Annotated in this window: 19 protein-coding genes; 17 read left to right on the top strand and 2 right to left on the bottom strand. The window is 66.4% G+C overall.

The features are described from left to right. Position 1: 1 nt before the first annotated feature. From A5650_RS24700 to A5650_RS24750, 11 genes are all read left to right on the top strand, one after another. Positions 2-2,323, top strand: a complete 2,322-nt coding sequence (locus tag A5650_RS24700) for a molybdopterin-containing oxidoreductase family protein (protein ID WP_286150404.1) — start codon at positions 2-4, stop codon at positions 2,321-2,323. 58 nt (positions 2,324-2,381) lie between these two features. Further along, positions 2,382-4,367 carry an alpha/beta hydrolase gene (locus A5650_RS24705; protein WP_067298262.1) on the top strand — a complete coding sequence of 662 codons (1,986 nt, stop codon included), beginning with the start codon at positions 2,382-2,384 and terminating at the stop codon, positions 4,365-4,367. A 387-nt stretch (positions 4,368-4,754) separates the two neighbouring features. Next, positions 4,755-8,240 (top strand): DNA-directed RNA polymerase subunit beta, encoded by a 3,486-nt coding sequence (rpoB, locus tag A5650_RS24710; RefSeq protein ID WP_082950944.1) that lies wholly within the window; start codon positions 4,755-4,757, stop codon positions 8,238-8,240. Between the two features lie 48 nt (positions 8,241-8,288). Further along, complete coding sequence (locus tag A5650_RS24715) at positions 8,289-12,233, top strand: DNA-directed RNA polymerase subunit beta' (protein WP_067298267.1); 3,945 nt, start codon at positions 8,289-8,291, stop codon at positions 12,231-12,233. A gap of 116 nt (positions 12,234-12,349) precedes the next feature. Beyond that, positions 12,350-13,333: a calcium/sodium antiporter gene (locus A5650_RS24720; RefSeq protein ID WP_067298527.1), complete on the top strand. Its 984-nt coding sequence runs from the start codon at positions 12,350-12,352 to the stop codon at positions 13,331-13,333. 226 nt (positions 13,334-13,559) lie between these two features. After that, the gene (locus A5650_RS24725) at positions 13,560-14,312 is read left to right on the top strand and encodes a deoxyribonuclease IV (RefSeq protein WP_067298269.1); all 753 of its coding nucleotides are present in this window, start codon (positions 13,560-13,562) and stop codon (positions 14,310-14,312) included. 74 nt (positions 14,313-14,386) lie between these two features. Beyond that, on the top strand, positions 14,387-15,586 hold the full coding sequence (locus tag A5650_RS24730; protein WP_067298271.1) for a phosphatase PAP2 family protein: 1,200 nt from the start codon (positions 14,387-14,389) through the stop codon (positions 15,584-15,586). A 63-nt stretch (positions 15,587-15,649) separates the two neighbouring features. Beyond that, complete coding sequence (locus tag A5650_RS24735) at positions 15,650-17,278, top strand: acyl-CoA dehydrogenase family protein (RefSeq protein ID WP_067298273.1); 1,629 nt, start codon at positions 15,650-15,652, stop codon at positions 17,276-17,278. A gap of 112 nt (positions 17,279-17,390) precedes the next feature. Continuing rightward, positions 17,391-18,329, top strand: coding sequence for a crotonase/enoyl-CoA hydratase family protein (locus A5650_RS24740; protein WP_067298275.1), 939 nt, complete (start codon positions 17,391-17,393; stop codon positions 18,327-18,329). Between the two features lie 20 nt (positions 18,330-18,349). After that, positions 18,350-19,087, top strand: a complete 738-nt coding sequence (locus A5650_RS24745; RefSeq protein ID WP_502687108.1) for a PaaX family transcriptional regulator C-terminal domain-containing protein — start codon at positions 18,350-18,352, stop codon at positions 19,085-19,087. Then, positions 19,084-19,848: a crotonase/enoyl-CoA hydratase family protein gene (locus A5650_RS24750; RefSeq protein ID WP_197501978.1), complete on the top strand. Its 765-nt coding sequence runs from the start codon at positions 19,084-19,086 to the stop codon at positions 19,846-19,848. The genes A5650_RS24745 and A5650_RS24750 overlap by 4 nt, the downstream gene beginning before the upstream one ends. Before the next feature lie 15 nt (positions 19,849-19,863). Here A5650_RS24750 and A5650_RS24755 read toward each other — a convergent pair whose 3' ends face one another. Beyond that, positions 19,864-20,271 carry a DUF3060 domain-containing protein gene (locus tag A5650_RS24755; protein ID WP_067298279.1) on the bottom strand — a complete coding sequence of 136 codons (408 nt, stop codon included), beginning with the start codon at positions 20,269-20,271 and terminating at the stop codon, positions 19,864-19,866. A gap of 2 nt (positions 20,272-20,273) precedes the next feature. Then, positions 20,274-20,708: a DUF3060 domain-containing protein gene (locus A5650_RS24760; RefSeq protein ID WP_067298281.1), complete on the bottom strand. Its 435-nt coding sequence runs from the start codon at positions 20,706-20,708 to the stop codon at positions 20,274-20,276. An 87-nt stretch (positions 20,709-20,795) separates the two neighbouring features. On the opposite strand from A5650_RS24760, the gene A5650_RS24765 reads away from it, so the two are divergent. The 6 genes from A5650_RS24765 to fusA all read left to right on the top strand — a co-directional run bounded on the left by A5650_RS24765 (position 20,796) and on the right by fusA (position 25,882). After that, positions 20,796-21,329: a DUF3558 domain-containing protein gene (locus A5650_RS24765; protein ID WP_067298283.1), complete on the top strand. Its 534-nt coding sequence runs from the start codon at positions 20,796-20,798 to the stop codon at positions 21,327-21,329. 2 nt (positions 21,330-21,331) lie between these two features. After that, complete coding sequence (locus A5650_RS24770; RefSeq protein ID WP_067298529.1) at positions 21,332-21,859, top strand: DUF3558 domain-containing protein; 528 nt, start codon at positions 21,332-21,334, stop codon at positions 21,857-21,859. 77 nt (positions 21,860-21,936) lie between these two features. After that, a complete protein-coding gene (locus A5650_RS24775; protein ID WP_067298285.1) occupies positions 21,937-22,524 on the top strand; it encodes a TetR/AcrR family transcriptional regulator in 588 nt (195 codons plus the stop codon). Between the two features lie 334 nt (positions 22,525-22,858). Next, positions 22,859-23,233: a 30S ribosomal protein S12 gene (gene rpsL / locus A5650_RS24780; RefSeq protein WP_064345572.1), complete on the top strand. Its 375-nt coding sequence runs from the start codon at positions 22,859-22,861 to the stop codon at positions 23,231-23,233. After that, positions 23,233-23,703 carry a 30S ribosomal protein S7 gene (gene rpsG, locus A5650_RS24785; protein ID WP_067090928.1) on the top strand — a complete coding sequence of 157 codons (471 nt, stop codon included), beginning with the start codon at positions 23,233-23,235 and terminating at the stop codon, positions 23,701-23,703. The genes rpsL and rpsG overlap by 1 nt, the downstream gene beginning before the upstream one ends. Positions 23,704-23,776: 73 nt before the next feature. Beyond that, a complete protein-coding gene (gene fusA, locus A5650_RS24790; RefSeq protein ID WP_082950935.1) occupies positions 23,777-25,882 on the top strand; it encodes an elongation factor G in 2,106 nt (701 codons plus the stop codon). Positions 25,883-25,975: the final 93 nt, after the last annotated feature.

The raw sequence follows: 25,975 nt of genomic DNA on the forward strand, positions 1-25,975 counted from the left end.
CGTGGACGCCGAGCCCGCGGCTCGCGTTCCGAAAGCCCCGAGGACTCGCCTCGAGAAGGCGACGTTCTGCCGGATCTGCGAGCCGCTCTGCGGCATGATCGCGACCGTCGAAGACGGCCGGCTGACCGAGCTGCGTCCCGATAAGGACCATCCGCTCTCGGCGGGATTCGCATGCCAGAAGGGCATCGCGTTCACGGAGGTAGTCAACGACCCCGACCGCGTCACCACTCCGCTGCGCAGACGCGCTCGCGCTGACGGTCTTCGCGCAAGCCCGCAAGCGGGAGGTGGCCCCACATCCGAAGGCGGCTTCGAAGCGGTGAGCTGGGACGAGGCGATGACCGACATCGCCGCCCGACTCGCTGACATCCACCGCAGGCACGGCGCCGGCGCGGTCGGCTGGTACTTCGGCAACCCGGGAGCGTTCAGCTACTCCTACACGCTGGCCCTCAACATGCTGATGGCCGGATTCGGGCTCGGTCTGTCAGGCCCCGGTCGCGGGCTGCACGTCTTCACCGCCGGTTCACAGGACGTGAACAACCGCTTCGTCGCCAGCCAGCTGCTCTACGGGTCGCCGCTCGCATTGCCGGTCCCCGACGTGTTGCGCACGGATTTCCTTGTGGTCATGGGCGCCAACCCGGTCGTCTCCCACGGCAGCGTGCTGACCGTGCCGCGGATCCGCGATCGCATGCACGACATCGTCAAACGCGGCGGCCGGGTGCTGGTGATCGACCCCCGACGGACCGAGACCGCGGCCCAGTTCGAATGGCTGGGCATCGTCCCGGACGGCGACGCCTACCTACTGTTGTCGCTGCTGCACGTGATGTTCGGCGAAGGGCTCGTCGATCGGGCTCGACTGGAGCGGCAGGCCGACGGTGCACGGTGGCTCGAACGGTTGGCCGTGCCGTTCAGCCCCGAAGTCACCGAGGTGCACACCAGGATCGATTCCTCGACGGTGCGCGGCCTGGCCCGCGACCTCGTCCGCACGCAGCGAGCAGCGGTGTACGGCCGCGTCGGCACCAGCATCGGTGAGAACGGAACGCTGACGACGTACCTCTTGGACGCGGTCAACTTGGTCGCCGGCAATCTCGATGTGCCCGGCGGCAGTATGTTCGGCCGGCTCGGACTGCCAGGGGAGCGGTGGTTGAACATGGCCGGCGGGGCCCTGCTGCGCACCGTTTACCGGCGCAAGCGCTCGCGCATCGGCGGCTTTCCGTCCGTCCTCGGGTCCGAGCCCGCGGGAGTGATGGCCAAGGAGATCACGACGCCGGGACGCGGACAGGTCAGGGCGCTCTTCGTCGGCGCGGGCAACCCGGTGCTGTCGGTGCCCAACGGCGACGAATTGGAGACCGCGTTGCAGTCTCTGGAGCTGATGGTCGGGATCGATCTTTACGTCAACGAGACGCTCGCGCACTGCGATTACGTGCTGCCCGCGACGTCGATGTATGAGCGTGACGACTTCCCGCTGCCCTTCCAGACGCTCCAACCCACGCCGTTCCGACAGGCCACCGAGGCCGTCATCGCGCCGGTGGGGCAGGCCCGCGCGGAGTGGGAGATCATCGACGAACTGACCGCCAGGATGTGGCGGTCGACGCCAGGCCTGACCATGCTCGCCGTCGTCCGAAAAACATTATCCGCGTTCGGCTTTCGCTTAAATCCCCGGATTCTGGTCGACGCGGTGATCCGGCTGGCCGAGGGTGGCGACCGGTTCGGCCGACGGGGCGGGTTGAGCTTCTCCAAGCTCACGGCGGACCATCCGCACGGCCTCGTCCTCGCCGGCCGTCTGCGCGCCGGCGTGCTGCGCGACACCGTCGTCTACCGCAGTCGTCGGGTGCGGCTCTGCCACGACGAGATCGCCGCCGAGGTCGACAAGCTGACGCGCCGCAGCGTCGTCGATGGCTATTCGATGCGGCTGATCGGCATGCGTGAGGCGCGCTCGGAGAACTCGTGGATGCACAACTCGCCGCTGCTGATGCGCGGTGAGCGCATACATCGGGCGCGCCTGCACGTCGACGACGCGGCCACCCTCGGCATCGTCGACGGCGACGCCGTGCGCATCTCGTCGCCTTACGGCCAGATCGAGCTGCCGGTCCTCGTCACCAAGGACATCGTTGCCGGAGTGGTCGCGGTGCCGCACGGGTGGGGCCACAAGGGCACCGCCGGATGGCGTGTGGCCAACGGCGCCGGCGGTGCCAACGTCAACCGGTTGATGTCCAGCGATCCCGCGGACATCGAGAGCCTGGCCGGGATGGCCCGGCTAACCGGCGTGCCCGTGCGCGTCGAGCGCGCGTCCGCGCAGGCCGAGCACGCGCAAACTTCCGCATAAGGCCGATTCGCGGCCGGCGAACCCGTTATCTTTCTCCCGTCGTCGAGCGGGAGAGGTCATGGTCGACCGGTTTCTGATGTGGTTGAGCGCGGGTGTCGTCGCCGCGGGAATGTCGGCGGCCATGGTCGCCGGGGCGGGCGTGGCGATCGCCGAGGACGGCTCGTCTTCGGACGGCGGTGGGACTAGCAGTTCCGAGTCGTCGAATTCGGCTGACAGTACGAAGGATTCGACCGATTCTCCGGCCGCCGCCGTGACCGGTGCGCAAACGCCCGGGTCGAACGCCACGCGCGCGCCCGGTGGCCCGCCACGCACCCGGGTCGGTGCTCGACGCGCGGACGATGTAACGGACTCGCCGAGAAAGTCCGACGCCCGCGATGCGACGGACCGCCAGCCCGACCGGAAGCGCCGCGGTGCGGCCCGTGAGGACGCCGCCGCCACAACAGCGCAGGCAAACGACAGCACTCTCGCCGACAACCCCGCCAACGAAGGCCCCTCGAACGAAGGCCCGTCCACCGGAGGCGCCGCCAACGAAGACGCCGCGGTGGACGCCGGCACCGGCCAGGGGATAAAAACCGACACCGTCACCGTCGAAGAGCAGGCCCCCGACGAGACGGTCGAAGAGGTCGTCGCCGACTCCCGCTCGGGCCGTGACCACGGCGCCGAGCAGACGACCGCCGCGCTCTCGCGCAACGTCACCCGCATCGCGGCGGACGAGCACACCGGCGTCCGAACCGAAACCGGCAAGGGCGCCACGACGACCGTCGCCGACACGACGGTCGGCACCGGCGCCCAGGCCACCGACGAGCGCACGGCGGTCGTCCTCGAGCAGTCGGAGGAGAACCTCGTTCAGCAGGAATTCGCGGTCCAGCAGGTGGCGTATGCGGCTCCGCTGACCGCGACCACAGCGACCGCGCCCCAGATTCCCACCCTCATCCGGGTGATCGGCACGATCGTGTTCGACCTCTATGCGCTGGCCACCCGGATCTTCGGCGGCCCGCCGATCCTCCCGGCGAACAGCACGGTCACCGTGCGCTCCTCGACGCTGCGGATCGACTGCGCGTGCGCCGAGGGGGAGGGCAAGGAGGTCCCCGCCGACTGGTACATCCCCAAGACCGCCGAGGACGCGCCGCCGGACCGGCTCATCTACCTCCAGCACGGCTTCCTCGCCAGCGGCCCCTGGTACAGCCACACCGCGGCGGCGCTCGCCGAACGCACGAACAGCATCGTCGTCGCCCCGACGATCACCTCGAACTTCTTCGCCCTCGACGGGTGCTGGCTCGGAGGCGCGCCTATGCACGAGGCGATGGCGGGCCTGTTCAGCGCCGGGAACACGGCGCTGGCCGAGAGCGCACACGCGGCGGGTTACGACGGACCGATCCCGGATCGCGTCGTGCTGATGGGCCACTCGCTGGGCGGTGGTGCGGTGTCCGGTATGGCGGGCCACATGGCCGGCGACGCGCGCGTCGACCGGCTTGCGGGGGTCGTGCTGCTCGACGGCGTGGCCCTGGGAGATCCGGCGCAGATGACGGAGGCGCTGAAGAAGGTTCCGCTCGACATCCCGGTCTACCAACTCGCCGCGCCGGTCTACATGTGGAACAACTTCGGCGCCGGCCTCGACGCGCTCGCCGCAGCGCGCCCCACCGGATTCATCGGCGTGACGTTGGTCAACGGCTCGCACGTCGACTCCATGCGTGGCGGCAATCCCCTCATTCAGTTCGCCCAGGAGCTGGTCGCCGGGTTCACGCGGCCCGAGAACGCCGCGGCCGCGCAGATGTTGATGGTCGGCTGGGTCAACGACATGTTCGACCCCACCAGCCACGAAGGGCTCTACCTCGAGCGCGGTGAGCGGTACAGCTTCGACACCCCGGCAGGCAAGGCCAGCGTCGTCGCGCTGCCCAACACCCTGACCAAGCCGTACCTGCTGAACTTCCTGCGCCCGTTCATGTCGCTCGCCAACGGTCTCTTCAGCCTCGATCCGGTCTGCGCACGCGCGTCCGTCGGCTCGACCGGGGGCGGACACTGCAGCGACACGATCGCCGCGTGAACGTAAAAGTCCACAACAACCCGTGTTATCTCTTGACGGACGGCCGCCGAAGGGTCAATCTGTTGGGCAGCAATGTATGGACGGGTGAGAAGGGTTGAGTCGCCAGCCAGCGCCTCGATGCGTTCCATACATGCAGTTGGATTGTGGATGTTGAGGAATACGCCGTCCTGCGGTACTGTTGGACGTTGCGCTGGCTGCATCCTGCCCACCTAAACCCGCACCTGACACCGAAGTCCTAGCCTGAGCCCAGCTCAGTGATCTAGTCGCGTGCCGTGCGTTCGGGAAGTTTGTGGTCGTGAGTGGCCAGCCGAACCGACGCAGATATCGCGACGAGCGGACCGGTGTTCACCGGCACGATAGTCGCATGAGGTGCTGGAAGGATGCATCTTGGCAGGGTCCCGCCCAAGCAAGACAGCAGAAGCTACTAAAAACTCCGTCCCAGGAGCACCAAACCGAATTTCTTTTGCAAAGCTCCGTGAGCCCCTCGAGGTTCCCGGGCTTCTAGATGTTCAAACCGAGTCCTTTGAATGGCTGATCGGCTCCGACGCCTGGCGTGCCAAGGCCAAGGAGCGCGGCGAGGAGAATCCCGTCGGCGGTCTCGAAGAGGTGCTCTCCGAGCTGAGCCCGATCGAGGACTTCTCCGGCTCGATGTCGCTGTCCTTCTCCGATCCGCGCTTCGACGAGGTCAAGGCCCCGGTCGACGAGTGCAAAGACAAGGACATGACGTACGCGGCCCCGCTGTTCGTCACGGCCGAGTTCATCAACAACAACACCGGTGAGATCAAGAGCCAGACGGTCTTCATGGGCGACTTCCCGATGATGACCGAGAAGGGCACGTTCATCATCAACGGCACCGAGCGTGTCGTGGTGAGCCAGTTGGTCCGCTCGCCGGGCGTCTACTTCGACGAGAGCATCGACAAGTCGACCGAGAAGACGCTGCACAGCGTCAAGGTGATCCCGGGCCGCGGTGCGTGGCTGGAGTTCGACGTCGACAAGCGCGACACCGTCGGTGTGCGCATCGACCGCAAGCGCCGTCAGCCGGTCACCGTGCTGCTCAAGGCGCTCGGTTGGACCAACGAGCAGATCACGGAGCGCTTCGGCTTCTCCGAGATCATGATGTCGACGCTGGAGAAGGACAACACCGCAGGCACCGATGAGGCGCTGCTCGACATCTACCGCAAGTTGCGTCCGGGTGAGCCGCCGACCAAGGAGTCCGCGCAGACCCTGCTGGAGAATCTGTTCTTCAAGGAGAAGCGCTACGACCTGGCCCGCGTCGGTCGCTACAAGGTCAACAAGAAGCTGGGCATCACCGAGAACCCGGCTCAGACCACGTCGACCACGCTGACCGAAGAGGACGTCGTCGCCACCATCGAGTACCTGGTGCGTCTGCATCAGGGCGACAAGACGATGACGGTCCCGGGTGGTGTCGAGGTGCCGGTCGAGGTGGATGACATCGACCACTTCGGCAACCGTCGCCTGCGCACCGTCGGCGAGCTGATCCAGAACCAGATCCGGGTCGGCCTGTCCCGCATGGAGCGCGTCGTGCGTGAGCGCATGACCACCCAGGACGTCGAGGCGATCACGCCGCAGACCCTGATCAACATCCGTCCCGTCGTGGCGGCGATCAAGGAGTTCTTCGGCACCAGCCAGCTGTCGCAGTTCATGGACCAGAACAACCCGTTGTCGGGCCTGACCCACAAGCGCCGCCTGTCGGCGCTTGGCCCGGGCGGTCTGTCCCGTGAGCGCGCCGGCCTCGAGGTTCGTGACGTGCACGCCAGCCACTACGGCCGCATGTGCCCGATCGAGACGCCGGAAGGCCCGAACATCGGCCTGATCGGTTCGCTGTCGGTGTACGCGCGGGTCAACCCGTTCGGCTTCATCGAGACGCCTTACCGCAAGGTCAAGGACGGTGTTGTCACGGATGACATCGAGTACCTGACCGCCGACGAGGAGGACCGCCACGTCGTGGCGCAGGCCAACTCGCCGATCGACGAGAACGGCCGCTTCGTCGAGGACCGCGTGCTGGTTCGACGCAAGGGCGGCGAGGTCGAGTTCGTGTCGTCGAACGACGTCGACTACATGGACGTCTCGCCGCGCCAGATGGTGTCGGTCGCGACGGCCATGATCCCGTTCCTCGAGCACGACGACGCCAACCGTGCCCTGATGGGTGCCAACATGCAGCGCCAGGCGGTTCCGCTGGTTCGCAGCGAGGCCCCGTTGGTCGGTACCGGTATGGAGCTGCGTGCCGCGATCGACGCCGGCGACGTCGTCGTCTCCGACAAGGCCGGTGTGGTCGAGGAGGTCTCCGCCGACTACATCACCGTGATGGCCGACGACGGCACCCGGCAGACCTACCGGATGCGCAAGTTCGCGCGTTCCAACCACGGCACCTGCGCCAACCAGCGTCCGATCGTCGACGCGGGCCAGCGTGTCGAGGCGGGTCAGGTCATCGCCGACGGGCCGTGCACCGAGAACGGTGAGATGGCGCTGGGCAAGAACCTGCTCGTGGCGATCATGCCGTGGGAGGGTCACAACTACGAGGACGCGATCATCCTCTCCAACCGCCTGGTGGAAGAGGACGTGCTCACTTCGATTCACATCGAGGAGCACGAGATCGACGCCCGCGACACCAAGCTGGGCGCCGAGGAGATCACCCGGGACATCCCGAACGTCTCTGATGAGGTGCTGGCCGACCTCGACGAGCGCGGCATCGTCCGCATCGGCGCCGAGGTCCGCGACGGTGACATCCTGGTCGGCAAGGTCACCCCGAAGGGTGAGACCGAGCTGACTCCGGAGGAGCGGCTGCTCCGCGCGATCTTCGGTGAGAAGGCGCGTGAGGTCCGCGACACGTCGCTCAAGGTGCCGCACGGTGAGTCCGGCAAGGTGATCGGCATCCGCGTGTTCAGTCGCGAGGATGACGACGAGCTGCCCGCCGGCGTCAACGAGTTGGTCCGCGTCTACGTCGCGCAGAAGCGCAAGATCTCCGACGGCGACAAGCTGGCCGGACGCCACGGCAACAAGGGCGTCATCGGCAAGATCCTGCCCGTCGAGGACATGCCCTTCCTGCCCGACGGCACCCCGGTGGACATCATCCTGAACACCCACGGTGTGCCGCGTCGTATGAACATCGGTCAGATCCTGGAGACCCACCTGGGGTGGGTGGCCAAGAGCGGCTGGAAGATCAACGGGTCGCCCGACTGGGCGAGCGCGTTGCCCAAGGAGTTGCTCGAGGCCGAGGCGGGAAGCATCGTCTCGACACCGGTGTTCGACGGTGCCCGTGAAGCGGAGCTGCAGGGTCTGCTCTCGTCCACGCTGCCCAACCGCGACGGCGAGACGCTCGTCGACGAGGACGGCAAGGCGATGCTGTTCGACGGTCGCAGTGGTGAGCCGTTCCCGTATCCGGTGACGGTGGGCTACATGTACATCCTGAAGCTGCACCACCTGGTGGACGACAAGATCCACGCTCGCTCCACCGGTCCGTACTCGATGATCACCCAGCAGCCGCTGGGTGGTAAGGCGCAGTTCGGTGGCCAGCGGTTCGGCGAGATGGAATGTTGGGCCATGCAGGCCTACGGCGCGGCGTACACGCTGCAGGAGCTGTTGACCATCAAGTCCGACGACACTGTCGGCCGCGTCAAGGTGTACGAGGCGATCGTCAAGGGCGAGAACATCCCCGAGCCGGGTATTCCGGAGTCGTTCAAGGTGTTGCTCAAGGAACTTCAGTCGCTGTGCCTCAACGTCGAGGTGCTGTCTTCGGACGGCGCCGCGATCGAGATGCGCGACGGTGACGACGAGGACCTGGAACGCGCCGCGGCGAATTTGGGAATCAACTTGTCGCGCAACGAATCTGCGTCCGTGGAAGACCTTGCCTAGATCTCTCCGATTGAATTTTTCTAGTCCCGCAAGGGGAAAGGGAGTTACGTGCTAGACGTCAACTTCTTCGATGAACTCCGCATCGGTCTCGCCACCGCCGACGACATTCGTCAGTGGTCCTACGGCGAGGTCAAGAAGCCGGAGACCATCAACTACCGCACGCTGAAGCCGGAGAAGGACGGCCTGTTCTGCGAGAAGATCTTCGGACCGACTCGCGACTGGGAGTGCTACTGCGGCAAGTACAAGCGCGTCCGCTTCAAGGGCATCATCTGTGAGCGCTGCGGCGTCGAGGTGACCCGCGCCAAGGTGCGCCGTGAGCGGATGGGCCACATCGAGCTGGCCGCGCCCGTCACGCACATCTGGTACTTCAAGGGTGTGCCCTCGCGTCTGGGCTATCTGCTCGACCTGGCGCCGAAGGATCTCGAGAAGATCATCTACTTCGCCGCCTACGTCATCACCGCAGTCGACGACGAGATGCGTCACAACGAGCTGTCGACGCTCGAGGCTGAGATGGCCGTGGAGCGCAAGGCCGTTGAGGATCAGCGCGATCTCGATCTGGCCGAGCGGTCGCAGAAGCTCGAGGCCGACCTGGCCGAGCTGGAGAAGGAAGGCGCCAAGAGCGACGTGCGCCGCAAGGTGCGCGACGGCGGTGAGCGCGAGATGCGCCAGATCCGCGACCGGGCCCAGCGCGAGCTGGACCGGCTCGAGGAGATCTGGAACACCTTCACCAAGCTGGCGCCCAAGCAGCTCATCGTCGACGAGGTGCTCTACCGGGAACTGCAGGACCGCTACGGCGAGTACTTCACCGGTGCGATGGGTGCCGAGGCCATCAAGAAGCTCATCGAGAACTTCGACATCGAGGCCGAGGCCGAGGAGCTGCGTGAGGTCATCCGAAACGGCAAGGGGCAGAAGAAGCTCCGCGCGCTGAAGCGGCTCAAGGTGGTCGCCGCGTTCCAGCAGTCGAGCAACTCGCCGATGGGCATGGTGCTCGACGCGGTTCCGGTGATCCCGCCGGAGCTGCGCCCGATGGTGCAGCTCGACGGTGGCCGGTTCGCCACGTCGGATCTCAATGATCTGTACCGGCGCGTCATCAACCGCAACAACCGGCTCAAGAGGCTGATCGACCTCGGCGCTCCCGAGATCATCGTCAACAACGAGAAGCGCATGCTTCAGGAGTCGGTGGACGCGCTGTTCGACAACGGCCGCCGCGGCCGTCCGGTCACCGGACCGGGCAACCGTCCGCTCAAGTCGCTGTCGGATCTGTTGAAGGGCAAGCAGGGTCGGTTCCGCCAGAACCTGCTTGGCAAGCGCGTCGACTACTCCGGCCGTTCGGTCATCGTGGTCGGCCCACAGCTCAAGCTGCACCAGTGCGGTCTGCCGAAGCTGATGGCCCTCGAGCTGTTCAAGCCGTTCGTGATGAAGCGTCTGGTGGATCTCAACCATGCGCAGAACATCAAGAGCGCCAAGCGAATGGTCGAGCGCCAGCGTCCGCAGGTGTGGGACGTCCTCGAAGAGGTCATCGCCGAGCACCCGGTGCTGCTGAACCGTGCACCGACGCTGCACCGCCTCGGCATCCAGGCCTTCGAGCCGCAACTGGTGGAGGGTAAGGCCATTCAGCTGCACCCGCTGGTGTGCGAGGCGTTCAACGCCGACTTCGACGGTGACCAGATGGCCGTTCACCTTCCGCTGTCGGCGGAGGCGCAGGCCGAGGCTCGCATCCTGATGCTGTCGTCGAACAACATCCTCTCGCCGGCGTCGGGTCGGCCGTTGGCCATGCCGCGTCTGGACATGGTGACCGGCCTGTACTACCTGACGACGATGGTCGAGGGCGACAAGGGCGAATTCGTCCCTGCCGCCAAGGATCAGCCGGAGACCGGTGTCTACAGCTCGCCTGCCGAGGCGATCATGGCGATGGACCGCGGTGCGCTGAGCGTGCGCGCCAAGATCCGCGTGCGGTTGACGCAGCTGCGTCCGCCGGCCGACATCGAGGCCGAGCTGTTCCCGGACGGCTGGAAGCTGGGCGACGCCTGGACCGCGGAGACGACGCTGGGCCGGGTCATGTTCAACGAGCTTCTGCCGCACGGATATCCGTTCGTCAACGAGCAGATGCACAAGAAGGTCCAGGCGCGGATCGTCAACGATCTCGCCGAGCGCTTCCCGATGATCGTGGTCGCGCAGACCGTGGACAAGCTCAAGGACGCCGGCTTCTACTGGGCCACCCGCTCGGGTGTCACCGTGTCGATGGCCGACGTGCTGGTGCCGCCGCAGAAGCAGGAGATCCTGGACCGCTACGAGAAGGAAGCGGACCAGATCGAGAAGAAGTACCAGCGCGGTGCTCTGAACCACGACGAGCGCAACGACGCCCTGGTCAAGATCTGGCAGGACGCCACCGAAGAGGTCGGCGAGGCCCTGCGTGCGCACTACCCGAAGGACAACCCGATCATCACGATCGTCGATTCGGGTGCCACGGGTAACTTCACGCAGACCAGGACCCTGGCCGGCATGAAGGGTCTGGTGACCAACCCGAAGGGTGAGTTCATCCCGCGTCCGATCAAGTCTTCGTTCCGCGAGGGCCTGACGGTGCTGGAGTACTTCATCAACACCCACGGCGCCCGAAAGGGTCTGGCGGACACCGCTCTTCGGACGGCCGACTCGGGCTACCTGACCCGTCGTCTGGTCGACGTGTCGCAGGACGTCATCGTTCGCGAGACCGACTGCGAGACCGAGCGCGGCATCAACGTCACGCTGGCCGAACTGCAGGGCGACTCCTTGGTGCGCGATCAGCACATCGAGACGTCGGCCTACGCGCGGACGCTGGCGCAGGACGCGGTCGACAAGGACGGCAACGTCGTCGTCGAGCGCGGCCACGACCTGGGCGACCCGGCGATCGAGGCGCTGCTGGCCGCCGGCATCACCGAGGTGAAGGTCCGCTCCGTGCTGACCTGCGCCACGGGCACCGGCGTGTGTGCGATGTGCTACGGCCGTTCGATGGCGACGGGCAAGCTCGTCGACATCGGCGAGGCCGTCGGTATCGTCGCGGCGCAGTCCATCGGCGAGCCCGGTACGCAGCTGACGATGCGCACGTTCCACCAGGGCGGCGTCGGTGAGGACATCACCGGTGGTCTGCCTCGCGTGCAGGAGCTGTTCGAGGCCCGTATCCCGCGGAACAAGGCGCCGATCGCCGACGTCACCGGCCGGGTGCGCCTCGAAGAGGGCGAGCGCTTCTACAAGATCACCATCGTTCCCGACGATGGCGGCGAAGAAGTGGTGTACGACAAGCTCTCTCGTCGTCAGCGCCTGAAGGTGTTCAAGCACGACGACGGCACCGAGCGCCTGCTCGCCGACGGCGACCATGTCGAGGTGGGCCAGCAGCTGATGGAAGGTGCTGCCGATCCGCACGAGGTGCTGCGTGTCCAGGGTCCCCGCGAGGTGCAGATCCACCTCGTCAAGGAGGTCCAGGAGGTCTACCGCGCTCAGGGCGTGTCGATCCACGACAAGCACATCGAGGTCATCGTCCGGCAGATGCTGCGTCGCGTCACGATCATCGACTCGGGCTCGACAGAGTTCCTGCCCGGCTCGCTGACCGAGCGTGGCGAGTTCGAGACCGAGAACCGTCGGGTGGTCGCCGAGGGCGGCGAGCCCGCGGCCGGTCGTCCGGTGCTGATGGGTATCACGAAGGCGTCGCTGGCCACCGACTCGTGGCTGTCGGCGGCGTCGTTCCAGGAGACCACCCGCGTGCTGACCGATGCGGCGATCAACTGCCGCAGCGACAAGCTGCAGGGTCTGAAGGAGAACGTGATCATCGGCAAGCTGATCCCGGCCGGTACCGGTATCAACCGCTACCGCAACATCCAGGTGCAGCCAACCGAAGAGGCACGGGCAGCCGCATATACGATCCCGTCCTACGAGGATCAGTACTACAGCCCGGACTTCGGCCAGGCCACCGGTGCCGCGGTGCCGTTGGACGACTACGGCTACTCGGATTATCGGTAGGACTACCGCCAACTAGTCACGCAAATGCCCCCGGGGTTCGCCCCGGGGGCATTTCGTATGGACGTGTCACGCGGTTGCACGAGCACTCGCTTTCCGGGGTGTCATCATTCGAGCTGATGCTGGCGAATATCGCGTGGTTCCTCGCCGGGCTGACCGCGTTGATCGTCGGCGCCGAGGTGATGGTCAAGGGCGGGTCGCGGTTGGCGGCCCGGTTGGGCATCAGCGCGATCGTCGTGGGCCTGACCGTTGTGTCGATCGGGACCAGCATGCCCGAGCTCGCTGTCGGCGTGACGGCTGCCAGTCAGGGGAGTGGGGCGCTGGCGGTCGGCAACATCGCCGGAACCAACGTCGTCAACCTCTTCCTGATCCTCGGGTTGAGTGCGGCGATGGTGCCGTTGGTCCTGGAACTACGGACCATCCGCCTGGAGCTGCCCATGATGGCGGCGGCCGCACTGTTGTTGTTCGTGCTCGCGGCCGACGGGGTGATGACGCGGGTCGACGGGGCCATCCTGCTCGCCGGGGCGGTCGTCTACACCGGGGCGGTGATCTGGTCGGGCCACCGCGAATCGCAAGCGGTCGTCCGGGAGTTCGCGGAGTCGTATGCCGAGGATGCAAAGGCAGAGCCCTCCGACGGTCACCGTCAGGCGCTGCGCGAGGTCGCGATGCTCGTCGGCGGCATCGTGCTCGTGGTCATCGGCGCCGAATGGCTCGTCGACGGTTCGGTCGGAATGGCCCGCGAGTTCGGCGTCTCCGATGCGCTGATCGGGCTCACCGTGGTGGCCATCGGAACCTCGGCGCCGGAACTGGTGACCACGGTGATGTCGACGCTGCGCGGTGACCGCGACATCGCGATCGGAAACCTGGTGGGCAGCAGCATCTACAACATCGCGCTGATACTCGGCGTCACCTGCCTGGTGCCCGCGCATGGCCTGGAGTTGCCGTCGAGCCTGGTGCGCATCGACATTCCGATCATGGTGATCGTCGCGCTGTTCTGCATTCCGATCTTCATCACCGGCCGACGGGTCAGCCGCACCGAGGGCCTGCTGATGGTGACGGCGTATCTGGGGTATCTGACCTTCCTGCTCACCACCCAGAGCTGACCTATGCCGGCTGGCGCTCGGGGGCGGTGAACGCCTCCAGTCGGGCGGGCCCCTCAACGCGGCTCGTCCCTCGCCGCTTGATCGTCGCCCGCGTGGTTGGTTGGGCGGGCTCCTTAACGCGGCTCGTCCCTCGCCGCTTGATCGTCGCCCGCGTGGTTGGTCGGGCGTGCTCCTCAACGCGGCTCGTCCCTCGCCGCTTGATCGTCGCCCGCCTAGACTTCCCTACGTGCTTATCGGTTCTCACGTCCACGGTGACGACCCGCTCGCTGCGGCACAGGCCGACGGCGCTGACGTCGTGCAGTTCTTCCTCGGAAACCCGCAGAGCTGGAAGAAGCCCAAGCCCCGTGAGGACGCCGACGTGCTGAAGGCGTCGAGCATCCCGCTCTATGTCCACGCGCCGTATCTGATCAACGTCGCCTCCGCGAACAATCGGGTCCGGATCCCGTCGCGCAAGATCCTGCAGGACACCTGCGACGCGGCCGCCGAGGTCGGCGCGACGGCGGTTATTGTGCACGGCGGTCACGCCGACGACAAGGACTGGGACGCCGGTTTCGAACGCTGGGTCAAGGCGCTCGACTATCTCGAGACCGAGGTGCCGGTGTACCTGGAGAACACCGCGGGCGGCGACCACGCGATGGCCAGGCACTTCGACGTCATCGCCCGGTTGTGGGACCACATCGGAGACAAAGGCATCGGCTTCTGCCTGGACACCTGCCACGCCTGGGCCGCCGGTGAGGCGCTGGTCGACGCCGTCGACCGCATCAAGGCCATCACCGGGCGCATCGACCTGGTGCACTGCAACGACTCGCGGGACGCCGCCGGTTCCGGCGCAGACCGGCACGCCAACTTCGGCACCGGTCAGATCGACCCTCAGCTGCTCGTAGCGGTCGTCAAGGCCGCCGGAGCCCCGGTGATCTGCGAGACCGCGGACGAGGGGCGCAAGGATGACATCGCATTTCTGCGCGAACACCTCGACTAGCTGGCTGGTCACGATCCGCTAACCGAACGGTCCTCGAACCGTGGGTGACCTCGGGGTGAACTAGATTCATCCGGGTGGCCGCGGTCGACCAGTCATCTGTCGCGGTGTCGAGCGCTGCTGAGCGGTCCGACGCCCGCGCACGTCGGCTCGCCCTCGTGCGGTGGGTAGCCATTCTGACCTGGGCCACCGTCATCGTCTACCGGACCATTACCTCGGGATTCGCCTTCAACCGCGAACTCGTCCTGCTCTACATCGCGACCGGGCTGCTGGCCGCGAGCATCGGGCAGGGACGCCGCATGCTCTACGTCGTCTGGGACTGGCTGCCGTTCGCGCTGATACTCATCGCCTACGACCTGAGCAGGGGCGCGGCGGACATGGTCGGTAGACCGACGCTATGGGAGTGGCCGGCCGACGTGGACCGTTGGCTGTTCAGCGGCACCGTGCCCACGGTGTGGCTGCAGGAGCAGCTCAAACAGGCTCATCCCCCATGGTGGGAGGTCGTGGGCAGCTGCGTGTACATGTCCTTCTTCATCCTTCCTTACGTGGTCGCCGGGGTGCTGTGGCTGCGCAATCGGGACGAGTGGAAGGCTTTCGTGCGGCTGTTCGTCGGGTTGAACTTCGCAGGCCTGCTCATCTACGCCCTGGTGCCCGCCGCCCCGCCGTGGGCGGCGGCCCGCTGCACTCCGGCCGAGATCGAGGGCGGACCAGCCGACGCCCGCTGCATGTTCCGCTCCGCGCGCGGAGTACCCGACGGTGGTGTGCTCGGGGCGATGCAGTCCAGTCAGGACGGCGCGAACCCATGGATCGAGCGAATCGTCGGACGGGGCTGGGGCAACCTGAACCTGCACTCGGCGACCGCGTTGCTCGACGCGGGCCAAGCCAGCGTCAACTTGGTGGCGGCGATCCCGTCTCTGCATGCGGCGATGACCGCGGCCATCGCTGCCTTCCTGTGGCACCGCGTCCACGGAGCCTGGCGTCCACTGCTCGCCGCTTATGTACTCGTGATGGCCTTCACGCTGGTGTACACCGCCGAGCACTACGTCATCGACATCCTGTTGGGTTGGGCGCTCGCCGCCGCGGTGATCACCGTCCTCAATCGTTTCGGGAAACGTCGCCGGGCCAGGACCTCGCAGTCGCCGGACCCGTCGGCAGTCGTCGGCCCCGAGGAACCCGACGCAGCGGAGGAGCCCGTCGTGCCCGAACCCGTCCAGGCCGACACCCTCGTCGAGTCCGAGCCGAGCCGTCGTGTGGTGGCCGAACTCGACAGCCGCTGACCGATGACCACAGCAGTATTACAGCTATTGTGCAGCTGTTGGTGAAAGTGTAATAGTGGTGTCATGCCAGATACGCATGTCGTCACCAACCAGGTCCCGCCGCTGGAGGACTACAACCCGGCCACGTCGCCGGTGCTCACCGAGGCGCTGATCCGCGAGGGCGGCGAATGGGGCCTCGAGGAGGTCACCGAACTGGGCGCGCTGTCGGGCTCGCAGCAGGCACAGCGCTGGGGCGAGTTGGCCGACCGCAACCAACCGATCCTTCGCACACACGACCGCTACGGCCACCGCGTCGATGAGGTCGAGTACGACCCCGCCTACCACTCCCTGATGACGGTGGCCATCGGGCACGGGCTGCACGCCGCGCCGTGGGCCGACGATCGGCCGGGTGCCCACGTCGTGCGCGCCGCCAAGACTTCGGTGTGGACCCCCGAGCCCGGCCACATCTGTCCGATCTCGATGACCTACGCCGTCGTACCGGCATTGCGGCACAACCCCGAACTCGCGGCGGTGTACGAGCCGTTGCTCGTCAGCCGCGAGTACGAGCCCGAGCTCAAGGTGGCCACCACCAAGGCCGGCATCACCGCCGGCATGTCGATGACCGAGAAGCAGGGTGGGTCGGACGTGCGTGCGGGTACCACCGAGGCGACGCCGAACGGCGACGGCAGTTACTCACTTCGCGGACACAAGTGGTTCACCTCAGCGCCGATGTGCGACATCTTCCTGGTACTCGCGCAGGCGCCCGGCGGGCTGTCGTGCTTCATGCTGCCGCGAGTGCTGCCCGACGGCACCCGCAACCGGATGTTCCTGCAGCGCCTCAAGGACAAGCTCGGCAATCACGCCAACGCGTCATCCGAGGTCGAGTACGACGGTGCGATCGCGTGGCTGGTCGGCGAGGAGGGCCGTGGCGTGCCGACCATCATCGAGATGGTCAACCTGACGCGCCTGGACTGCACGCTCGGCAGCGCCACGAGCATGCGCAACGGTCTCGCGCGGGCGATCCATCACGCCCAGCACCGAAAGGCGTTCGGCGAGTATCTGATTGATCAGCCGCTGATGCGTAACGTGCTGGCCGATCTCGCGGTCGAGGCCGAGGCGGCAACGATCGTCGCGATGCGAATGGCGGGGGCGACCGATGCCGCCGTGCGCGGCGACACGCGGGAGGCACTGCTGCGGCGCATCGGCCTGGCGGCCAGCAAGTACTGGGTGTGCAAGCGCGCGACCCCGCACGCCGCCGAGGCCATGGAATGTCTGGGCGGCAACGGCTATGTCGAGGAGTCGGGTATGCCGCGGCTGTACCGCGAAGCGCCGCTGATGGGAATCTGGGAGGGGTCCGGCAACGTCAGTGCGCTGGATACGTTGCGCGCCATGGCCACTCGTCCGGAATGCATCGACGTGCTGTTCGATGAACTCGGTCAGACGGCGGGTGCCGATCCGCGTCTCGACGCCCACGTCCAGGCGCTGCGCCCCGCGCTGGGCGATCTCGAGACCATCCAGTACCGCGCTCGGAAGGTCGCCGAGGACATCAGCCTCGCACTGCAGGGCTCTCTGTTGGTGCGCCACGGACACCCGGCGGTCGCGGAGGCGTTCCTCGCCACCCGGATGGGTGGGGCCTGGGGCGGCGCGTTCGGAACGCTTCCCACAGGGCTCGACCTCGCGCCGATCATCGAGCGCGCGTTGGTCAAGGGATGACTTTTTTTCCGGCGAGCTGGGCCCACGCGCCAGCAGGGGAAGGCGACACTGTCCATTTTGGGCGGCTTTTGGTCACGTTTGCGTCTGCTCGCGAGGGTGAGGTGACGCAACGATGACGCACGCGATCAGGCCGGTCGACTTCGACAATCTCAAGACGATGACCTACGAGGTCACGGACCGGGTCGCCCGCATCACGTTCAACCGTCCGGAGAAGGGCAACGCGATCGTCGCGGACACGCCGCTGGAACTGTCGGCGTTGGTGGAGCGGGCCGACCTCGACCCGAATGTGCACGTGATCCTCGTTTCCGGTCGGGGAGACGGCTTCTGCGGCGGTTTCGACCTCTCGGCGTACGCGGAGGGTTCGTCGTCGGCGGGCGGCGGCAGCCCCTACCGTGACACGGTGCTGTCCGGCAGGACGCAGGGGGAGAACAGCCGGCCCGACCAGCCGTGGGATCCGATGATCGACTACCAGATGATGAGCCGGTTCGTCCGCGGCTTCTCCAGCCTGATGCGTTGCGACAAGCCGACGGTGGTGAAGATTCACGGCTACTGCATCGCCGGCGGCACCGACATCGCTCTGCACGCCGACCAGGTGATCGCCGCCGCCGACGCCAAGATCGGCTACCCGCCCACCCGCGTCTGGGGTGTGCCCGCGGCCGGGATGTGGGCACATCGGCTCGGGGATCAGCGAGCCAAACGCCTTCTGTTGACCGGCGATTCGATCACCGGAGCGCAGGCCGCCGAATGGGGGCTCGCGGTGGAGGCGCCGGCGCCCGAAGACCTCGACGAGCGCACCGAACGGCTGGTCGAGCGGATCGCGCGGGTTCCGATCAACCAGCTCATCATGGTCAAGCTGGCAATGAATTCGGCGCTGTACAACCAGGGCACCGCGAACAGCGCGATGATCTCCACTGTGTTCGACGGGATCGCTCGGCACACACCGGAAGGGCACGCGTTCGTCGCGCTGTCGCGCGAGCAGGGGTTCCGCGAAGCCGTTCGCCAGCGCGACGAACCGTTCGGCGACTACGGCCGCAAGGCTTCTGGGGTCTGATGCCGAAGTCGGTGTCGCGGATGCCCGCTCGCTCCGTCGTGCTGAGCGTGCTGCTCGGCGCACATCCGGCCTGGGCCACCGCAAGCGAGCTCATCAGGCTCACAGCCGATTTCGGCATCAGGGAGTCGACGGTGCGTGTCGCGCTGACGCGGATGGTCAGTGCAGGCGATTTGGTGCGGTCCGCGGACGGCTACCGATTGTCGGACCGTCTGATGGCGCGTCAACGCCGTCAGGACGACGCGATCAATCCGCGGCTGCACCCATGGGAGGGTGACTGGACCACCGTCGTGATCACCAGCGTCGGCACCGACGCCCGGGCCAGGGCAGGCTTGCGAAGCACGTTGCACGACGGCCGGTTCGCCGAACTGCGCGAGGGAGTGTGGCTGCGGCCCGACAACCTGGACACGGCGCTGCCGCCGGAGGTCGGGCAACGCGTGCGCGTGCTCGTGGCCCGCGACACCGAGCCCGCAGAGCTGGCGGCGCGGTTGTGGGATCTATCCGCGTGGGCGCACACGGGTTGGGGGTTGCTCGACGAAATCGCCTCGGCGCCCGACATACCCGCGCGGTTCGCCGTCGCGGCCGCGATCGTCCGCCACCTGCTCACCGACCCGGTGCTGCCGGAAGAACTGCTGCCCGACGACTGGCCCGGCGCCGCGTTGCGTCAGGCCTACAACGACTTCGCCGCGGAGCTGTCCGCGCGGCGCGACAGTACTGGATCGTCGCTCACGCGACGCGACCAACTGATGGAGGCGACATGACCGGTGGAGTGCGGGTCGAGAAGAACGGTGCCGTCACGACGGTGATCATGAATCGCCCGGAAGCACGCAACGCCGTCAACGGTCCGGCGGCCGCGGAGTTGTACGCGGCGTTCGACGAGTTCGACAAGGACGAGTCGGCCGCCGTCGCGGTGTTGTGGGGTGACAACGGAACATTCTGCGCAGGAGCCGATCTCAAGGCGTTCGGAACGCCGGACGCCAATCCGGTTCATCGCACCGGTCCGGGGCCCATGGGTCCGAGTCGAATGGTGTTGTCCAAACCGGTGATCGCCGCCGTGAGCGGATATGCCGTGGCCGGCGGCCTGGAGCTCGCGTTGTGGTGCGATCTGCGCGTCGTTGAGGAGGACGCGATCATGGGTGTGTTCTGCCGACGCTGGGGCGTACCGCTGATCGACGGCGGAACCGTGCGGCTGCCACGACTCGTCGGCCACAGCCGGGCAATGGATCTCATCCTGACCGGCCGCGCCGTCGACGCGCCCGAGGCACTGGCAATGGGCCTGGCCAATCGCGTGGTGCCCAAAGGTGAAGCGCGCCAACGGGCCGAGGAACTGGCGGCCGAACTGGCGGGGTTGCCGCAGCAGTGCATGCGCGCCGACCGAATCTCGGCGCTCAACCAGTGGGGCCGATCGGAGGCCGAGGCGATGGACTTCGAGTTCGGCAGCATGTCCCGCGTCGCCGCCGAATCCCTGGAAGGGGCCGCCCGTTTCGCGGCCGGCGCGGGCAGACACGGCGCGAGCGCCTAGTGGGTGAGCGCTCCGTCAGCCCTTGGAGATCTTGTTGTTGTTGCCGGTGTCGTTGACCTTCGGGTCGCCGTCCTTATAGGTCACCGTGTTGTTGAGGCCGACGACGCTGATCTCCTTGTCGATCTTCTCGAAGGTGACCTTGTTGTCGGCGCCGCCGATGTTCACGTTCGCGCAGATGCCCTTGACGGTCAGCGTGTTGTTCGACCCGCCGATGTTCAGCGATTTGCCGTCGGCGCAGTCGATGTCGGCCGTCGTGCCGAACGAGCCGTAGTTGATTGTGTTGCCGACTTCGACCTGAGCGCCCGACGAGCCCGCCGTCGCGGTCGGGGTGTTGGTGTCGGAACTCTCCGATCCGCAGCCGGCGAGCAGAAGCGCGGCGACGGCAGCACCGACGAGGGGATAGGCGACGGATGTGGCACGCATGCTCATGCGGGTACCCGGTTGATGCGGTTGGTCATCCCCAATTCGCGTCCACGGTCCAAGATGAGCGGGTTGCCGTTTTTGTACAACACCGTCTGATCCCAGCCGTACACCGTGATGTCGTTGATCACGTTGTCGGCGACGACGACGTTGCCATTGCCCTGCATCGTCACCGCCCAACAGTTCCCCAATGTGGTGATTCGATTGTTCGCGCCGTTGACGAGCAGCGTGGAGTCGGCGCAGTCGATCGTCTCGACGACGCCGATGCCGGTGATAGTGGTGTCGGTTCCCCGGTGCGCGCCGACGACGCTGTTGTCGGCACACTGACGCAACAACGGGTTGCAGACCACAGGCTCCGCCTGCGCGACGGGAGCGGCGAGGATCAGCGGAAACGCCGTGGCCGATGCCGCAAGTGAACGGGCTGCAACAGTCCACATCATGGACAAGAGCGTACGTTGCCGCGTTCCGCTGGTGGGATGGTTCACCCGAGTCGCTATTAACGGTTGCGCTGGGTAGCGTGAGCGGCGATGCATTCGCGGTTCGGTCCGATTGCTGTCGCGGCGGTCGTAGCGGTGGTGGCGGTGGCGGGGTGTGCTGAGACCGTCAACGGAACCGCGCAACGCGCCACTCCCGGCGTCCCCGATCCCGACCGCGACTACGGCTACGTCGACGACCGCTGCGGGTTGCTCGACGACCAGACCATCCAGGAGATCCTGGCCGCCGAGAACGTCGTGCGGCCCTACAGCGGTGCGGTCTGTCAGTACGTCCTCTTCCGCGGCGACGTGACGATCGACGCGACGTACTCCTGGTTCGAGAACGGAAGCCTCGATCGGGAGCGCGCGCTCGCCGACGAGCGTGGCGCGCAGATCACCGAGGCCGACATCGAGCGCCACCCGGCCTTCACGGCTCGGCGCGACATCACCGGCGCGGCGTGCTCGGTCACCGCCGCGGCGGGCAGCGGGGTCCTCAGCTGGTGGGTGCAGTTCCGCGATCAACGCGCGGGCGATCCGTGCCAGGAGGCGCAAAAGCTGTTGTCAGCCACGCTGAAATCGGAGATGTGACCGTGCCCGCCCGGTGGAGTCGCCGACTGGCCGCGTTGGCCGCGTGCGCCGCCCTGCTCACGGCGTGCGGATCGCCCGACGAATCACCGACGTCCTCACCGACCGCCAAACCCGGCGGCGGATTTCGCAGCGGCGACTGCAACGGCATCACCGACGCCGACATCGCCGCGGCGGTCGGCTCGGAGGAGTTCACCAAGGCGGTCGTCAGCGACGCGGGTTGCTTCTGGCAGGAGAACACCGTGTTCGGCACCGTGGGCGCCGGGATGGGCATCTCGACGTGGTGGTACCGCGGCAGCGACATGGACACCGAGCGGACGCTCGAACAACAGGCCGGTCGCACGCTGACCGAACTGTCCGTCGACGGCAACAAGGGCTTCAAGGCGTTCGACGCGAACGCCTGCAGTTTCTATGTGGCCAAGGGCGGCGACGTCATCACATGGTCCATCCAGACGATGAATCCCGCGACGCTGGCGGATCTGTGCTCGATCACCGAACAACTCGCCGAGCTCAGCCAGGAGCGCGTCAACTGACTCGAAGGGAACTAGAGGTGTTAGTTTTCTCCGGGAATCAACGACGAAATCGACGACGGCAAGGGGGCGAAGCGCGCATGGCCCAGCCCTCGAGCACGCCGGCCAGGAGAGCGCCCCGGCTCAGTCGCGAATCGATCGTCAACGCCGCGCTGACCTTCCTGGACCGTGAAGGCTGGGACGCGCTGACGATCAACGCGCTCGCCACCCAGCTCGGCACCAAGGGGCCGTCGCTCTACAACCACGTCAACAGCCTCGAGGACCTGCGCAGAACGGTGCGGATGCGCGTCGTCGGCGACATCATCGGCATGCTCACCAACGTCGCTGAGGGCCGCACCCGCGACGATGCCGTGACCGCGATGGCCAGCGCCTACCGCAGCTATGCCCATCACCATCCGGGGCGCTATTCGGCGTTCACCCGGATGCCGCTGGGCGGTGACGACCCCGAATTCACCGAGGCCACCCGCGCGGCCGCCGCGCCTGTCATCGCGGTCCTGGCGTCCTATGGACTCGAGGGTGAGAACGCGTTCTATGCGGCGCTGGAGTTCTGGTCGGCGATGCACGGATTCGTGCTGCTGGAGATGACCGGGGCGATGGAGGGTATCGACACCGACGTCGTGTACAGCGACATGGTGATGCGGCTGGCGTCCGGGATGGAGCGTCGGTAGCTGCGCATGTCGGCCCCTCCGGGAGAAGGTAACCTGACCTGCGGTTAGGGCGCAGCCGACGGGTTTGGAGCGCTGCTCCTGTGCTGGTATTGTGGACGATCGTGCCTGGCAGATAAGGCGCTTTGCGGGTGCGTTTACCGAAGGGACCCGCGGAGCGTGCCTGCACGCCGGGCCAATTCGCATGTCGCCATGCTCTGAGAATTGAGGCAATGCCTTCGAGTTGCTTCGGGCGGGCGCGTGCGACACACCCGGTCGCGGGGTACGCAACCGGGGCAAAACAGCAGTACAGAGACTTGACCAGAACTTAAGAAGTAGCAACACAGAAAGCCGGTAGATGCCAACCATCCAGCAGCTGGTCCGCAAGGGTCGCCACGACAAGCCCGCGAAGGCGAAGACCGCGGCCCTCAAGGGCAGCCCGCAGCGTCGCGGAGTGTGCACCCGCGTGTACACGACCACCCCGAAGAAGCCGAACTCGGCACTTCGGAAGGTCGCGCGCGTCAAGCTGACCAGCGCGGTCGAGGTCACCGCCTACATCCCGGGCGAGGGCCACAACCTGCAGGAGCACTCGATGGTGCTGGTGCGCGGCGGCCGTGTGAAGGACCTGCCGGGTGTGCGCTACAAGATCATCCGCGGCTCCCTGGACACCCAGGGCGTGAAGAACCGCAAGCAGGCGCGTAGCCGTTACGGCGCGAAGAAGGAGAAGAGCTGATGCCGCGCAAGGGACCGGCACCCAAGCGTCCGTTGGTCAACGATCCGGTCTACGGGTCGCAGCTGGTCACCCAGCTGGTCAACAAGGTTCTGCTGGACGGGAAGAAATCGCTGGCCGAACGCATTGTTTATGGTGCGCTCGAACAGGCCCGCGAGAAGACCGGCACCGATCCGGTGGTCACCCTCAAGCGCGCTCTGGACAACGTCAAGCCGGCACTCGAGGTTCGCAGCCGTCGCGTCGGCGGCGCCACCTATCAGGTTCCCGTGGAGGTGCGTCCGGATCGCTCGGTCACGCTGGCACTGCGCTGGCTGGTCAGCTTCTCCAAGGCCCGCCGCGAGAAGACCATGATCGAGCGCCTGGCGAACGAGATCCTCGATGCCAGCAATGGCCTGGGTGCCGCCGTGAAGCGGCGTGAGGACACCCACAAGATGGCCGAGGCAAACCGCGCCTTCGCGCACTACCGCTGGTGATAGCCGCCGGCGTGCAGTGTTGCCGCCGGCGCAATGACCACACAGCAACTACCAAGCGAGAGAGAAGACTTCTGTGGCACAGAAGGACGTGCTTACCGACCTGAACAAGGTCCGCAACATCGGCATCATGGCCCACATCGATGCCGGCAAGACGACGACGACCGAACGCATCCTGTACTACACCGGCGTCAACTACAAGATCGGTGAGACGCACGACGGCGCTTCGACCACGGACTGGATGGAGCAGGAGCAGGAGCGGGGGATCACCATCACCTCCGCGGCGGTCACGTGTTTCTGGAACGACAACCAGATCAACATCATCGACACCCCCGGCCACGTCGACTTCACCGTCGAGGTGGAGCGCAGCCTGCGCGTGCTCGACGGTGCCGTGGCCGTCTTCGACGGCAAGGAAGGTGTCGAGCCGCAGTCCGAGCAGGTCTGGCGCCAGGCCGACAAGTACGACGTGCCGCGCATCTGCTTCGTCAACAAGATGGACAAGCTCGGTGCGGACTTCTACTTCACCGTGCGCACCATCCAAGAAAGGCTGGGTGCGACTCCCTTAGTGATCCAGCTGCCGATCGGCGCGGAGAACGACTTCATCGGCATCGTCGACCTGGTCGAGATGAAGGCCAAGGTATGGCGCGGCGAGACCGCCCTCGGCGAGAAGTACGAGGTCGAGGACATTCCGGCCGAGCTCGCCGAGAAGGCCGAGGAGTACCGGACCACGCTGCTCGAGACGGTCGCCGAGACCGACGAGGAGCTGCTGGACAAGTACGTCGGCGGCGAGGAGCTCACCGTTGCCGAGATCAAGGCCGCGATCCGCAAACTGACCGTCAATTCCGAGCTGTACCCGGTGCTGTGCGGGAGCGCGTTCAAGAACAAGGGCGTGCAGCCCATGCTCGACGCGGTCATCGACTACCTGCCGTCGCCGCTGGACGTCGAGTCCGTGCAGGGTCACGTGCCCGGCAAGGAAGACGAGGCGATCAGCCGCAAGCCGTCGGTCGACGAGCCCTTCTCGGCGCTGGCCTTCAAGATCGCCGTGCACCCGTTCTTCGGCAAGCTGACCTACGTGCGCGTCTACTCCGGCACCGTTGAGTCCGGCTCGCAGGTGATCAACTCCACCAAGGGCAAGAAGGAGCGGCTGGGCAAGCTGTTCCAGATGCACGCCAACAAGGAGAACCCGGTGGAGCGGGCCTCCGCGGGGCACATCTACGCCGTAATCGGCCTGAAGGACACCACCACCGGCGACACCCTGTCCGACGCCAACGAGCAGATCGTGCTCGAGTCGATGACGTTCCCGGACCCGGTCATCGAGGTGGCCATCGAGCCGAAGACCAAGAGCGACCAGGAGAAGCTCGGCACAGCGATCCAGAAGCTGGCCGAGGAGGACCCGACGTTCAAGGTCCACCTGGACCAGGAGACCGGCCAGACCGTCATCGGCGGCATGGGCGAGCTTCACCTCGACATCCTTGTCGACCGGATGAAGCGCGAGTTCAAGGTCGAGGCCAACGTCGGCAAGCCGCAGGTGGCTTACCGCGAGACGATCAAGCGCAAGGTCGAAAAGGTCGAGTACACCCACAAGAAGCAGACGGGTGGCTCCGGCCAGTTCGCCAAGGTGCTCATCGACCTCGAGCCGTTCACCGGCGAGGACGGGGCGACCTACGAATTCGAGAACAAGGTCACCGGCGGCCGCATCCCGCGCGAATACATCCCGTCGGTTGATGCCGGCGCCCAGGACGCCATGCAGTACGGCGTGCTGGCGGGCTATCCGCTGGTGAACCTCAAGGTGACTCTGCTCGACGGTGCCTACCACGAGGTGGACTCGTCGGAAATGGCGTTCAAAGTTGCGGGTTCACAGGTGCTGAAGAAGGCCGCGCAGGCGGCCCAGCCCGTGATCCTCGAGCCGATCATGGCGGTCGAAGTGACCACACCCGAGGACTACATGGGTGACGTGATCGGTGACCTGAACTCCCGCCGTGGTCAGATCCAGGCCATGGAGGAGCGATCGGGTGCCCGCGTCGTCAAGGCGCAGGTACCGCTGTCGGAGATGTTCGGCTACGTCGGAGACCTTCGGTCGAAGACCCAGGGCCGGGCAAACTACTCCATGGTGTTCGACTCGTACGCCGAGGTTCCGGCGGCCGTGTCGAAGGAGATCATCGCGAAGGCGACGGGTCAGTGAGCATCGACGGCCGTCAGGCCGGAGGTGCGGAGCTGATCCGGAGCCGAGCCATGAATGGCGCTAAAGCAACCGGGCAGTAGCCCCGGTTGTTCT

Source organism: Mycobacterium sp. 1164985.4 (assembly GCF_001668575.1).
In the GTDB taxonomy this organism is placed as follows: Bacteria; Actinomycetota; Actinomycetes; order Mycobacteriales; family Mycobacteriaceae; genus Mycobacterium.